The following is a 12,941-nucleotide window of genomic DNA, read 5'->3' as shown; positions in this document are numbered from 1 at the left end:
ACACTGACACAGAGTCAACTAGCCTTGTTCGCGCGGTTCTTCGCGCGCGGAACCGGGACGGTCCGAGCCACGAGGGGGGAGGCTCGGACCGTCCGTTGTACGTAGCGGGGGTACTGATTCCGCGGTGAGGGACGCCCTACGCGGCGGAGGCGTCGAGGGCCCGCAGGATGTCCGCCACCAGGTCCTCGGGATCCTCGGCGCCGGCGGAGAAGCGGATGAAGCCTTCCGGGACGGCGTCGCCGCCCCACCGGCCGCGCCGCTCGGCCGTGGACCGCACCCCGCCGAAGCTGGTGGCGTCGTCCACCAGGCGCAGCGCGTCGAGGAAGCGCTCCGCGCGCTCGCGCGAGGGCAGCGTGAAGGAGACCACGCATCCGAAGCGGCGCATCTGCTGCGAGGCGATCTTGTACGAGGGGTCGTCGGGCAGTCCCGGGTAGCGCAGCCCCGTCACTTCGGGGCGGTCCCGCAGGACTTCGGCGATCGTCCTCGCGGTGGCGGTCTGCCGGTCGGCCCTGAGCTGGAGCGTGGCCAGCGAGCGGTGGGCGAGCCAGGCCTCCATGGGCCCCGGGATGGCTCCGACGATCTTGCGCCAGCGTCGTACGGGAGCCATCAGTTCGGCGTCTTGGCCGGTGACGTACCCGAGGAGGATGTCGCCGTGCCCGGTGAGCATCTTGGTGCCGCTGGCCACGGAGAAGTCGGCGCCCAGCTCCAGCGGGCGCTGTCCGAGCGGGGTGGCCAGCGTGTTGTCCACGGCGACGAGCGTGCCCTGCGCGTGCGCGGCGTCGACGAGGCGGCGCAGGTCGCAGACGTCGAGGCCCGGGTTGGACGGTGTCTCGATCCACAGCAGCTTCGCGCCGTCCAGCACCTCGAGCTGGGCGTCTCCGGCGGTGGGGGCGGTGCGCACCTCGACGCCGAACGCGGTCAGCTGCTCGCGGACCAGCGGCAGCACCTGATAGCCGTCGTCGGGCAGGACGACGATGTCGCCGGAGCGCAGATGCGAGAAGAGCACCGCGGAGATGGCGGCCATGCCGGAGGGGAAGGAGAGCGTCTCGGCGGACTCCTGCCCGGGTGCCTCCAGCTCGCCGATGGCGCGCTCCAGCAGCGTCCAGGTCGGGTTCTCGTCGCGGCCGTAGGTGTAGGGGCCGGTGGGCTCGCCGGGCAGGTGGAAGTGCGCGGCGAAGACCGGGCCGGGAAGGGTCGGCTCGTACTTGACGGGCTCGGGCAGCCCGGCGCGTACCGCCCGTGTGCCGTCGCCCGGCACTGGCGCGGGGGTGGCCACGCGCTCTTCCGCGGGGCCCGCGCCCTTGTCGTCCGCCGTGACGAAATCCCCTGACGTCATGCCTGTCGTCCCTCCATATGCTCGCGTACCGCGGCGAGCAGCCCGGGGCTCGCCGCCTCCACCATCTCAAGACATTCCTCGAAGCCGTCCATCTGTCCGTAGTACGGATCAGGGACGTCCAGGTCGTCGCCCGCGGCGGGGTCGTACGAGCGCAGCAGCCGGACCTTGCCGGCGTCCTCCGCACTGTTCGCGAGGCGGCGCAGGGCCTTGAGGTGGCCGGTGTCGAGGGCGATGACGAGATCGAGACGGGAGAGCCACGAGGCCTGGAACTGCCGGGCCGTGTGATCGCTCTCGTAGCCCGCCGCTTCCAGCACGGCGACGGTGCGCTCGTCGGCTCCGTCGCCCTCGTGCCAGCCACCCGTGCCCGCGCTGTCGACCTCGACGAGTTCGCCGAGTCCGGCTCGCGCCACATGGGCACGGAAGACGGATTCGGCCATCGGCGAGCGGCAGATGTTGCCGGTGCAGACGAAGCAGACGCGGTAGGTCATCGGACTCTCCCGGTCGTTTCAGTCGCCGTCGGGCAGCACGACGTTGAGCGCCCAGGAGACGACGGAGATGATCAGGCCGCCCAGGACGGCGGTCCAGAAGCCCTCCACGTGGAAGCTGAGGTCGAGTTTGTCGGCGAGCCACGAGGTGAGCAGCAGCATCAAGGCGTTCACCACAAGGGTGATCAGGCCGAGGGTGAGGATGAAGAGGGGGAAGGTCAGTACCTTCACGATCGGCTTGACCAGGGAGTTCACCAGTCCGAAGACCAGCGCCACGAAGAGGAGCGTGGCTATCTTCTTGCCCGTGCTGTCGCCCGTCAGGGTGATCTTGTCGAGCAGCCAGACGGCGACGGCCAGGGCCCCCGCGTTGGCGAGCGTCTTGACTACGAAATTCTTCATGTGTCTGATCGTGGCAGAGAGATCGACTGGCCAGAAGAGGCTGTGGAAACAGCCTGTGGTGCACAAGAGCGGACGAGGGCGATGAAGGCATTCCGGCTGGATGAACTGGAGGCGGAACGCGCCGCCAACGATGGCGCCTATCTGCAGTTCCTGCGTGAGCGGAACATGTCGGTCGGGCTGTACGCGCTCGACGCGGGCGCCCTCGATCCGCAGAAGCCGCACGCCCAGGACGAGGTGTACTTCGTCGTCAGCGGGCGGGCGTCGGTCACGGTCGGCCTGGAGACCACTCAGGTGGCCCGGGGCAGCGTCGTGTACGTGCCCGCCGGGGTCGCCCACAAGTTCCACCACATTACGGAGGACCTGCGGGTCCTGGTGGTGTTCTCTCCACCCGAGAGCTGACCCCGCGTCTCAGGGTTCCCTAGGGGAACGGTCAGGGGAGGACAAGGGATGCGAGGCCACCGCACGGCGTCCCTCCGTCCTAGCATCGGATGCGAGACACGACAGAACCCGGAATCGGCGTCCCGGACTCGGGGCCACGGGCAGGAGAGGCAAGGACAGGGCGATGCAGGAGATCTTCAGCGGTATGCCGTGGTGGGTGAAGTGGGTCGCGGTGCCGGTCATCGCCCTCGTGGTGTTCGGCGGTCTGATAGCGAGCGTCGTCGGGTTCGTCATCGGCCTGCTCTTCAAGCTGCTCGTCTTCGTCGCGCTGGTCGGCGGGCTGATCTTCATCGTGCGGAAGTTCATGTCGGGTTCCTCCTCGCGCAGCGACTGGTGAGGTGCGCGCGGGGGTGAGCGACAGGTAACGGAGAAAGGGGAAAGGGAACCCAAGGTTCCCTCGGCCGGGGGAAGTTTTCCGGTGAGGCCGCATATGGGCGGTGACGGGCCGTTAGAGTCCGGAACTCGACGCGGGGCCGACCCCGCGGGCAGCGCACAGCCCCCTCCCGTGACTCCCCGCACGGGCGGTCCTCCTCGCTCTTCGGAGTGCCCCTTGGCCACGGTTGACACCGCACCCGCACCATCCGTCGCTCCACCCTTCCGGCGACCGGGTACGCCCGCTGCGGCACGCGTTCCGCCGGTCCAGCCGCGTTCGTCGCCGGGGGAGGCGCCGCCCTCGCACACCCCGCCCGGGGAGCGGGCGGAGTGCCGGACTCCGGCGACCGGGGAACCCGCCCGGCGGCCCCGCACCCCCTCGGCGGAGCCCGAAGCCGCTCCCCTGGACTCGCACACCACCACGCTGATCGGCTCGGTCCAGCGCGCGATGCGTCTGCTGGAGGCCGTCGCCGCACGTGAGCAGGGCGCCCCCGCCAAACAGCTCGCCCGGGAGGCGGGACTGGCGCTGCCGACCGCCTACCACCTGCTGCGCACCCTGGTCCACGAGGGCTATCTGCGCCGCGACAGAGGGCTGTTCTTCCTTGGCGAGGCCGCCGAGCGCCTCGGCAGCAACGGAGCCCGGCAGAAACGTCGCAGCACGATGCGGGACACGCTCGAGCAGTGGCGCGACGCGATCGGCGCACCCGTGTACTACGCGGCCTACCGCGAGGGCGAGATCGAGGTCATGTGTGTCGCCGACACCCCGGCGAACCCCGCCGTCGCGGAGTGGGCCGATTTCCGCGAGACCGGGCACGCCCACGCGGTCGGCCAGTGTCTGCTGGCCCAGCTGGACGACAGATCCCGGCGTGACCACCTCGACCGCTATCCGGTGCGGGCACTCACCGCGTACACGGTGCGTGACGAGGACCGTCTGCTGCGCCGGCTGGAACGGACGGGCCGGATGGAACCGGTGATCGAGCGGCAGGAGTACGCGCTGGGCACGGTCTGTGCCGCGATCCCGGTCACGGCGGGCAGTTCCGCAGCCACCGTGGCCTTCTCCCTCCCGTCCCACCAGGGCGACCGGCTGATCCCCACAGCACGCAGGCTGCAGAGCGAGGTCGGCCGCCGGCTAGGAACACTCGCCCTCTCTATCAGTATCTGAAAACTCACTCCTTGTAATTAGGCATGCACGTTGAGCAAGATTTCCAGCAGTGTCAGGTGGGACCACTCCTGGCCAGTCGAGGGCAAACGACGGGGTAGGCGATGCGCGAGTCGGTGCAGGCAGAGGTCATGATGAGCTTCCTCGTGTCCGAGGAGCTGTCGTTCCGCATTCCTGTCGAGCTGCGATACGAGACCTGTGATCCGTACGCGGTGCGGTTGACCTTCCACTTGCCCGGCGACGCGCCGGTGACCTGGGCGTTCGGTCGGGAACTGCTCATCGACGGGGTGGGCAGGCCCTGCGGGGACGGTGATGTGCACATCGCTCCGGCCGACCCGGAGGCGCTCGGCGAGGTGCTGATCCGGCTTCAGGTCGGCGGCGACCACGCGCTGTTCCGGTCCGGGACCGCGCCACTCGTCGCGTTCCTCGACCGGACGGACCGGCTCGTGCCGCTCGGGCAGGAACGCTCCCTCGAGGGTTTCGACACCTCGCTCGACGCGGTGCTCGACCGCATCCTCACGGAGGAGCAGAGCGCGGGCTGACGCCGCGGCCGGCCCACAGCGGAGGAACGCTTCCTCACAAGGGCCGCCGATGCAGGATGGTTTCAGCGCTGCCTCGGTACGCGTCAGTGCTTGCGACGACGTCCCTTCCCGCCCCGTGCCGGGGTCCTGTCGGCCTGGGGCTGCGCGGGGACGGGTGCGCCGCCCTCGCGGTCCGCGGCGACCACCAGGGCGGCCAGAGCGGTCGTCACCGGCACCGCGGCGACCAGACCGATCGATCCGACCAGCGTGCGCACGATCTCCTCGGCGACCAGTTCGCTGTTGGCGACGGTGCCCACGCTGCTCTGAGCGATCGAGAAGAGCAGCAGCAGGGGCAGCGCGGCGCCCGCGTAGGCGAGGACGAGCGTGTTGACGACCGAGGCGATGTGGTCCCGGCCGATGCGGATACCCGCGCGGTACAGGCCGCGCCAGCCCATCGTGGGGTTCGCCTCGTGCAGTTCCCACACCGCGGACGTCTGCGTCACCGTCACGTCGTCCAGGACACCGAGCGAACCGATGATGACGCCCGCCAGCAGCAGACCGCTCATGTCGATGGACGGGAACAGGCCGTGGATCAGGCCGGTGCTGTCGTCGGTGTTGCCGGTCAGCACGGCCCAGTCGATGAAGAACGAGCCGAGGAAACCGATCAGCACCAGGGAGAGCAGGGTGCCGACCACCGCGACGGAGGTCCGGGCCGACAGGCCGTGACACATGTAGAGCGCGATCAGCATGATCGCGCTGGACCCGACGACGGCCACGAGCAGCGGGTTCGAACCCTGGAGGATCGCGGGCAGGATGAAGAAGTTCAGGATCACGAAGCTGATGGCCAGCGCGACCAGCGCCATGACGCCGCGCATCCTGCCGATCACCACGACGACCACCGCGAAGATCACGGCGAGCAGTGTCAGCGGCAGCTTCCGGTTCGCGTCCGTGACCGAGTACTGGAGGTCCTTGGGGGCGGACGGCTCGTAGGCGACGACGACCTTCTCGCCCTGGTGCAACTGCCGTGACTGGTCCGGCTGCACGATCTCCGTGAACGTGCGGCCCTTGTCCTTCCCGGTGTCGATCCGGACGGTCGCCTTCTTGCATTCCCCCGCGGTCCGGCCCTGGTCGGAGGAACCCCCGGTGGTGGAGGCGGCTCCCACCGAGCTCCCCGAGGAGGCGTTCACGGACTTGCAGTCCACCTGGTCGATCTTCGTGACCGTCGCCTGCTGGGTCTGCCGGTCGAAGCCGACGCCGGTGCGCTCGTGGGCCGGCGCGCCGCCGGGCCACAGGAGCACGAGACCCGCCACGACCGCGGCCGCGAAGGGGATCAGTACCGCGGCGATGACCTTGCGCAGATGCCGGGAGACCGGCGCGGCGGGACCGTGGCTGTGGGAATGCCCGTGCCCGGAGCCCGCCGGCTCGCCGTGCCCGCGGCGGGGACCCGGCTCGTGCCCGTCGCCCGGACCGTGATGATCGCCGTCCGGTCCGTGCCCCTGTCCGTGCCCGTGCTCGTGGCCGGTGCCGGAGCCATGCCCGCGGCCGCCGTCGGAGCCGGGACGCCGTGGTGGCTCGGACGGGGGGAACGGGTGCTGCCGGGTCGTCGTCACCGCCCGATCATCGCAAGAACGTCAAGGGCCCTCTGTTCACCGCGCCAAATATGACGCTAGCGTGGAGGCACCTTTGCACACGCGGGAGCTCGGAGCACCGGGCTGAGAGGACGCTGACCTCCGTCTTCGCGATGTTTCACATGAAACATCGGCGATCGGAAGCCGCTGCGTCGACCGCTGAACCTGTTACCGGGTAATGCCGGCGTAGGGAGTAGGTCAGATGACCGACAAGGATGTACGCACGCCTGCCTTCGGACGGACGGACGGGGCTTCCCCGTCGTCCCCGGACGGCCAGGACAGGCGGTCCATCGGCTGGCACAAGGCGTACGTCGGGGGCACACGCCCCGATCTGCGGGTGCCGGTCCGCCAGGTGCACCTCACCAACGGGCAGTCCGTGACGTTGTACGACACCTCCGGCCCGTACACCGATCCGACCGTCGACACCGATGTGCGCAGGGGGCTGACGCCGCTGCGCGAGAGCTGGATCATCGCCCGCGGGGACACGGAGGAGTACGCGGGCCGTCCCGTCCGTCCCGAGGACGACGGGATCAAGCACACGTCCCCGCGCGGAGGGCTGCGCAACCTCGACGCGGTCTTCCCGGGCCGGCCGCGCCAGCCGCGCCGGGGCCGGGCCGGGCAGGCGGTCACCCAGCTCGCCTACGCGCGGCGCGGAGAGATCACGCCCGAGATGGAGTTCGTGGCGCTCCGCGAGAACGTCGACCCCGAGGTCGTACGGGAGGAGATCGCAGCGGGCCGGGCGGTGCTGCCCGTGAACGTCAACCATCCCGAGATCGAGCCGATGATCATCGGCAAGCGGTTCCTGGTGAAGGTCAACGCCAACATCGGCAATTCCGCGGTGACGTCCTCCATCGAGGAGGAGGTGGAGAAGATGACCTGGGCGACCCGCTGGGGCGCCGACACGGTCATGGACCTGTCCACCGGCCGCAACATCCACACCACGCGTGAGTGGGTGCTGCGCAACTCCCCCGTCCCCATCGGCACCGTGCCGCTCTATCAGGCGCTGGAGAAGGTCGACGGCCGTGCCGAGGAGCTGACCTGGGAGATCTACAAGGACACCGTCGTCGAACAGGCCGAGCAGGGCGTGGACTACATGACGGTCCACGCGGGCGTGCGCCTGGCCTACGTGCCGCTCACCGCGAACCGCAAGACCGGCATCGTCTCGCGCGGCGGCTCGATCATGGCCGCCTGGTGCCTCGCGCACCACAAGGAGTCGTTCCTGTACGAGAACTTCGAGGAGCTCTGCGAGATCCTCGCCGCGTACGACGTCACCTACTCGCTCGGTGACGGGCTGCGGCCGGGTTCCATCGCGGACGCCAACGACGCGGCGCAGTTCGCCGAGTTGAGGACGCTCGGGGAACTCAACGCGGTCGCGAAGCGTTTTCAGGTACAGACGATGATCGAAGGCCCGGGGCATGTCCCGATGCACAAGATCAAGGAGAACATCGACCTTCAGCAGGAGATCTGTGATGAAGCTCCGTTCTATACGCTCGGCCCGCTGACGACGGACGTCGCGCCCGCGTACGACCACATCACGTCCGGCATCGGTGCCGCGATGATCGCCTGGTGGGGCACGGCCATGCTCTGCTACGTCACTCCCAAGGAACACCTGGGGCTGCCCGATCGTGACGACGTCAAGACCGGCGTCATCACCTACAAGATCGCCGCCCACGCGGCCGACCTCGCCAAGGGGCACCCGGGTGCGCAGGAATGGGACGACGCGCTCTCCGACGCCCGCTTCGAGTTCCGGTGGGAGGACCAGTTCAACCTGGCTCTCGATCCGGACACGGCACGGGAGTTCCACGACCAGACGCTGCCGGCCGAGCCCGCCAAGACGGCCCACTTCTGCTCCATGTGTGGGCCGAAGTTCTGCTCGATGAAGATCAGTCAGGACATCAACGAGCGGTTCGGCGGTGAGGTGGCCGACGGTGCCTCCGCCGCGGAGATCTCCGAGGGCATGCTCCAGAAGTCCCGGGAGTTCGCGGAGGCCGGCAACCGCGTGTACCTGCCGCTGGCCGACTGAGCCACCCCACGGGGGCGCGGTCCGGGGAGCACCCCCGGACCGCGGTCCCCGGCCCGGTCACGGCGTGACGTCCTGCGGGTACCAGCGCAGTTCGAGGGTGTTGCCGTCCGGGTCCCGGACGTAGACCGAGGTCGCGGTGCCGCGTGCGCCGAAGCGTTCCACGGGTCCTTCGAGCACGGTGAAGGCTCCCGACGCGATGACCTGGTCCCAGTCCAGCGGTTCCACGGTGAGACAGATGTGGTCGACGTTGGACCCCTCGGGGGCATGGGCGATCAGGTCGATGATGGTTTCCGCGGTCACCCGCACCGACGGGAACGGAGCCTGGCCGAGACGCCATTCGGCGACGCGCACGGGTTCCAGGCCGAGAAGTCCGGTGTAGAAGTCCAGGGACCGTTCGATGTCCTCGACCTTGAGAACAAGGTGGTCGAAGGCCTTCACGCGCAGCGTGGTCATGTCGTCTCCAGGGCTACGGCGTGGCGGAGCCACGCGCTGAACAGGACGGGGTCGATCTCGTCGGCACGCCCGAGCTTTACGGAGGCCATCCGGCGGGCTCCCGCGACGAGCCGGCCCGATGGATCGCTCACGTCCTGGCCGCGCCACAGGCCGAAGGTGACAGAGGACGTGTGGGCCTTGAGCAGGCAGACCGGGGCCCGGCCCGGCTTGTCCCCGAGGCTCCAGGTGGGATGGCCGTGCCACATGGCCCCGGAGTCCTCGGGGAGGGCCGCGTCGATGACGTGCCTCAGTCTCTCGCCGATGTCGCGCAGCGGGCCGTCGAGTCCGTTCAGGTAGGCGGTGATGTCCGCGGAAGGCATGGGTCCCCGTTCGGAAGGATGTGATGGGTGTGGTGGATGGGGTCGTCCGAGCCGGGCTCGGAGTCGTCGTTGGGTGCTCGGGCGGCCGGGGCGTTCGGCTTCTTCCCTCGGCCGGGTGGACGCCTTCCACGATCCACCGCGGGGCGGTACGCCATCAAGGCATGATCGCTGTACGACTGTTGAGCCAGATTTAACGCCGGGGGTTGCATGCTGGAGCGACTGGAGATCGAGACCTTCCTGACGCTGGCCGAGGAACTGCACTTCGGCCGGACCGCCGAGCGGCTGCGGGTCACGACCGGCCGGGTCAGCCAGGTGATCAAGGCGCTGGAGCGCAGAATCGGCGGCCTGCTGTTCGAGCGCACCAGCCGTTCCGTCCGGCTCACCCCGATCGGCCGGCAGCTCGCGGACGACCTGGCACCTCTGGTCGCCGGGATCGAGGCCGCGCTGCGGAGGGCGGCCGACGCCGGCCGGGGCGTCACCGGAGAGCTGCGGGCCGCCTTCCTCGGCGAGTGGACGGCGCCGGCGCTTCTCAGAGCCGTCGCCCTGTTCGGTGAGCGTCACCCGGACTGCCGCGTCGACGTGCGCGAGGTACAGCTCTCCAACTCCCGGGCGAGCCTGGTGGACGGTTCGGTCGACGTGCTGCTCGCCTCGTTCCCCTTCGACGGAATGGCCTGCGGACCGGCCCTGCTGCGGGAAGGACGGGTCCTCGCCGTCGCGGCCGGTCATCCGCTGGCCGGCGAGGAACGGCTGTCCCTCGAAGTGCTCGCGGAACACCCCGTGGTTCAGTACCCCCAGGTGACCTCGGCGGCGTTCAAGCGGGACCGCACACCGGACCACACCCCCTCGGGCAGGCCCGTTCCGAAGGGCCCGGTCGGCGAGTCCTTCTCCGAGATGCTGACCCTGGTCGCGATGGGCCGGGGCGTCCTCCCGGTCGGGGAGCACTCGCGGCAGTACTACCCCCGGCCCGACATCGCCTACGTACCCCTTCACGACGCCCGCCCGATCGAACGGGGACTGGTCTGGAGGGAGGGCAACACCAGCGAGCGCCTGCGGGAGTTCGTCCGGGCCGCGACGGACGCGGCCACCCCGTCCCACGCGCAGGCGTATGGATCGGATCCATCGACGGCTTCTCCGGGGAGACTGGGCGCATGACACCGACATCGATGAGCAAGGGCGCCAACCTTCCCGTTGCCGCGCAGGAGGTGCGGGTCGTGCTCGGCTGGTCCGGAGGCCCCGGCGCGCCGGACGCCGATGCCTCGGCCCTGCTGCTGCGCGCGGACGGGCGGGTCCGCGACGACGGTGACTTCGTCTTCTACAACCAGCCCAGACATGCCTCCGGCGCCGTGCGTCACGCGGGCAAGCGCCGTGAGGGCGACGGGACGACGGACACCGTCGAGGTGGATCTGCGCGCCCTGGAGCCGGAGGTCGAGCGGGTGGTCCTGGGCGCCTCGGCCGACGGCGGCACGTTCGGCGGACTGTCGGGTCTGCGACTGAGACTGTTCGACGCCAGGACCGGCGACGAGCTGGCGTTCTTCGACATGGAGGCGACGACGGAGACGGCGTTCATCGGAGGCGAGCTGTATCTGCGGGGCGGTGCGTGGAAGTTCCGCGCGGTGGGCCAGGGATACGCCTCCGGGCTCGCGGGCCTGGCCACCGACTTCGGGATCAGCGTGGACGAGGAGCCGGGCACTTCCGGGACCCCGGACGCGACGAGCGCGACCGCCTCACCCGCACCCCCGCCGCCATCGGCTCTCCCGCCGGTCCCGGCACCGATGACCGCTCCCGTCCCCCCGCCGCCTCCGTCGGCTCCGGCACCCCCGCGCGCCCCCGCGCCCCCGGCCGCTCCCGCCTCGCCGGCACCCCCGGGGCCCCAGGCACCCCCGGCCCCGGGTGCCGGACCGGCTCCTCGCCTCGTCAAGGGAGAGGAGCGGCTGCCCGTGGACATGCGCAAGCGGCTCTCCCTGCGCAAGGAGCAGGTGGCGGTCAGTCTTCGCAAGCACGGGGCCGTGGGTGTCCGCGCCCGCGTCATCCTGGTCCTGGACGCCTCCGGCTCGATGTCGTTCCTGTACTCCAAGGGCGTCGTGGCCGACGTCGTGGAGCGGATGGCCGCGGTCGCGGCCCAGCTGGACGACGACGGGGAGATGCAGGCGTGGACCTTCGCGTCGAACCCGGCGCGGCTGCCGGACCTCGCCCTGGGTGATCTGCCGGAGTGGCTGGAGCGCCATGTCCGGGTCGGTGAACTGACCTTGTTCCGGCGAAAGAAGCCGAAGAAGGGCCTCCTGCCGGGGCAGGTGGACATGCGGGCGGTCGGCATCCAGAACGAGGAGCAGAAGGTGATCGCCGAGGTCCGGGCGTTCGTCCGTGAGCACCCGGCCGCCGATCCCACGCTGGTGCTCTTCTTCTCCGACGGCGGTGTCTACCGCAACAAGGAGATCGAGAAGGAGCTGATGGAGGCGGTGGACGAGCCGGTCTTCTGGCAGTTCGTCGGACTGGGTCGCTCCAACTACGGCGTTCTGGAACGGTTCGACACCCTGCCGGGCCGGCGCGTCGACAACGTGGGCTTCTTCGCCGTCGACGACATCGGCCACGTACCCGATCCGGAGCTCTACGACCGGCTGCTGTCCGAGTTCCCGTCATGGATGAAGGAGGCGCGGCGGCTGGGCATCGTCTGAGACGGTCCGACGCGGCGGAGGACGCCCGCCGGACGCCGCCGACCCGTTCCGGGCAGCCGTGAGGGACCGCCCGTCCGGCGGCCGGAAAAGGCCGCACCGGCACCGGTGTGCGGGCCCGCGCACCCGCGCGGGCCCTCTCCTGCCTCGGACCCGGCCGTCGGCCGGCCGGGTCACTCGGGCTGGTGTTCAGGTCCTCCGAAGTCCGGGCTGGTGAAGTCCGGGCTGGAGAAGCTCGGGCGCGGGCCCGCCGCGGGTCCGCCCTCGGGGCTGCTGAACCCCGGCCGGTCGTACCCGAGGTGGGGTATGCGGCTGGGGGCCGGTGCGGGGCGGCCCAGTGCCGCCGAGCCCGGGTCCGCGAGGGCTTCCCGGAGGAACGGCATGATGCCGCGCTCCAGCAGGGCGTCGCGCCAGGCCTCCTTGGCCCGGGCGACCTGTCCGTTCAGTTCGTCGCCCGCGTCCGCCAGGAGGGAGGACGAACTGTTGCGCAGGGCGGTCAGCAGCAGTCCGGCCGCGGCGACCAGGATGGCTGCCGCCGTGACCGCGCCGAAGACCCATCCGGTGGTCAGAAGGGTTCTGGCGATGGTCGGCTCGGGGTCGAGCATCCTCAGGACGTATCCGACGAGGAGGAATATCGCCGCGGCCGTCCCGGCGAGGACGGGGGCGAGCACCGCGACGACGGCGACCGCTCCGGCCCCGGCGGTCTCGGTGACCTCTCCCACGGTGGCGGCGAGCCCCATCGCGGTCGTGCCCGGCTCGGTGGAGCCGGCGTCCTCGCTCGCGACGGGGGCGGACCGCACCGGGCGGCGCAGTTCGCTGCGGATCTTCACGTAGTGCGCGTACTCGTCCGACGCGGCGGTCGTGATGAGGGCCGTGGCGTTGAGCGCCATGGTGCGCAGTTGTTCGAGGTTGAGCCGCTGGCCGACAGCGGCGAGTTCCGGGCGGTGTGGTGCGGAGCGCAGCGCCTCATCGAGGATCCGCTCGTATTCCTGGCGGTCCTCGCTCAGCAGGTGCTGCGGAACGCTGTTCATCTGCATCCCCCGATGCTCCGTAGGGCTGATGGCTCGCACGCTGACGAGCCGTTGGGCAGAAACGGAGG

General features: G+C 70.2%; 14 protein-coding genes and 1 riboswitch. Of the genes, 7 read left to right on the top strand and 7 right to left on the bottom strand.

Features of this window, described 5'->3' with window-relative positions:
- Positions 1 to 136: 136 nt before the first annotated feature.
- From ACFYYF_RS16200 to ACFYYF_RS16190, 3 genes are read right to left on the bottom strand one after another with little or no spacing between them, the layout of a single operon-like run.
- A complete protein-coding gene (locus ACFYYF_RS16200) occupies positions 137 to 1,336 on the bottom strand; it encodes a cystathionine gamma-lyase (protein WP_388776040.1) in 1,200 nt (399 codons plus the stop codon).
- Positions 1,333 to 1,824 carry a low molecular weight protein-tyrosine-phosphatase gene (locus ACFYYF_RS16195; RefSeq protein WP_388776037.1) on the bottom strand — a complete coding sequence of 164 codons (492 nt, stop codon included), beginning with the start codon at positions 1,822 to 1,824 and terminating at the stop codon, positions 1,333 to 1,335. Before ACFYYF_RS16195 ends, ACFYYF_RS16200 begins: the two co-directional genes overlap by 4 nt.
- Before the next feature lie 18 nt (positions 1,825 to 1,842).
- Entirely contained in the window at positions 1,843 to 2,220 is a 378-nt protein-coding gene (locus tag ACFYYF_RS16190) for a phage holin family protein (RefSeq protein ID WP_361682904.1), read from the bottom strand.
- 81 nt (positions 2,221 to 2,301) lie between these two features.
- On the opposite strand from ACFYYF_RS16190, the gene ACFYYF_RS16185 reads away from it, so the two are divergent.
- From ACFYYF_RS16185 to ACFYYF_RS16170, 4 genes are all read left to right on the top strand, one after another.
- A complete protein-coding gene (locus ACFYYF_RS16185; RefSeq protein ID WP_361682902.1) occupies positions 2,302 to 2,619 on the top strand; it encodes a cupin domain-containing protein in 318 nt (105 codons plus the stop codon).
- A 163-nt stretch (positions 2,620 to 2,782) separates the two neighbouring features.
- Positions 2,783 to 2,995 (top strand): DUF5326 family protein, encoded by a 213-nt coding sequence (locus ACFYYF_RS16180; protein ID WP_326786791.1) that lies wholly within the window; start codon positions 2,783 to 2,785, stop codon positions 2,993 to 2,995.
- Positions 2,996 to 3,433: 438 nt separating this feature from the next.
- Positions 3,434 to 4,192: an IclR family transcriptional regulator gene (locus ACFYYF_RS16175; protein ID WP_388776751.1), complete on the top strand. Its 759-nt coding sequence runs from the start codon at positions 3,434 to 3,436 to the stop codon at positions 4,190 to 4,192.
- Positions 4,193 to 4,293: 101 nt separating this feature from the next.
- Positions 4,294 to 4,731 carry an SsgA family sporulation/cell division regulator gene (locus tag ACFYYF_RS16170; protein WP_361682900.1) on the top strand — a complete coding sequence of 146 codons (438 nt, stop codon included), beginning with the start codon at positions 4,294 to 4,296 and terminating at the stop codon, positions 4,729 to 4,731.
- 83 nt (positions 4,732 to 4,814) lie between these two features.
- Here the strand turns inward: ACFYYF_RS16170 and ACFYYF_RS16165 are convergent, their stop codons facing one another.
- Positions 4,815 to 6,320 (bottom strand): YibE/F family protein, encoded by a 1,506-nt coding sequence (locus ACFYYF_RS16165; RefSeq protein WP_388776033.1) that lies wholly within the window; start codon positions 6,318 to 6,320, stop codon positions 4,815 to 4,817.
- 71 nt (positions 6,321 to 6,391) lie between these two features.
- Positions 6,392 to 6,548: riboswitch (TPP riboswitch) on the top strand.
- Between ACFYYF_RS16165 and thiC the strand changes: the two genes are divergently transcribed.
- Positions 6,541 to 8,361: a phosphomethylpyrimidine synthase ThiC gene (thiC, locus tag ACFYYF_RS16160; protein ID WP_388776031.1), complete on the top strand. Its 1,821-nt coding sequence runs from the start codon at positions 6,541 to 6,543 to the stop codon at positions 8,359 to 8,361. It overlaps the preceding riboswitch by 8 nt.
- Before the next feature lie 57 nt (positions 8,362 to 8,418).
- Here thiC and ACFYYF_RS16155 read toward each other — a convergent pair whose 3' ends face one another.
- Positions 8,419 to 8,814, bottom strand: coding sequence for a VOC family protein (locus ACFYYF_RS16155; protein ID WP_388776029.1), 396 nt, complete (start codon positions 8,812 to 8,814; stop codon positions 8,419 to 8,421).
- Complete coding sequence (locus tag ACFYYF_RS16150) at positions 8,811 to 9,173, bottom strand: DUF1801 domain-containing protein (RefSeq protein WP_361682894.1); 363 nt, start codon at positions 9,171 to 9,173, stop codon at positions 8,811 to 8,813. The genes ACFYYF_RS16155 and ACFYYF_RS16150 overlap by 4 nt, the downstream gene beginning before the upstream one ends.
- Before the next feature lie 207 nt (positions 9,174 to 9,380).
- Here ACFYYF_RS16150 and ACFYYF_RS16145 point away from each other — a divergent pair, with 207 nt between their 5' ends.
- Entirely contained in the window at positions 9,381 to 10,325 is a 945-nt protein-coding gene (locus ACFYYF_RS16145; protein ID WP_388776026.1) for a LysR family transcriptional regulator, read from the top strand.
- The gene (locus tag ACFYYF_RS16140; RefSeq protein WP_388776023.1) at positions 10,322 to 11,845 is read left to right on the top strand and encodes a VWA domain-containing protein; all 1,524 of its coding nucleotides are present in this window, start codon (positions 10,322 to 10,324) and stop codon (positions 11,843 to 11,845) included. Before ACFYYF_RS16145 ends, ACFYYF_RS16140 begins: the two co-directional genes overlap by 4 nt.
- A gap of 170 nt (positions 11,846 to 12,015) precedes the next feature.
- On the opposite strand, the gene ACFYYF_RS16135 is transcribed toward ACFYYF_RS16140, so the two are convergent.
- A complete protein-coding gene (locus ACFYYF_RS16135) occupies positions 12,016 to 12,879 on the bottom strand; it encodes a hypothetical protein (protein ID WP_388776021.1) in 864 nt (287 codons plus the stop codon).
- Positions 12,880 to 12,941: the final 62 nt, after the last annotated feature.

The sequence above is a fragment of the Streptomyces sp. NPDC001914 genome, from assembly GCF_042891215.1.
In the GTDB taxonomy this organism is placed as follows: domain Bacteria; phylum Actinomycetota; class Actinomycetes; order Streptomycetales; family Streptomycetaceae; genus Streptomyces.
This window is presented reverse-complemented; position numbering and strand designations above follow the sequence as displayed.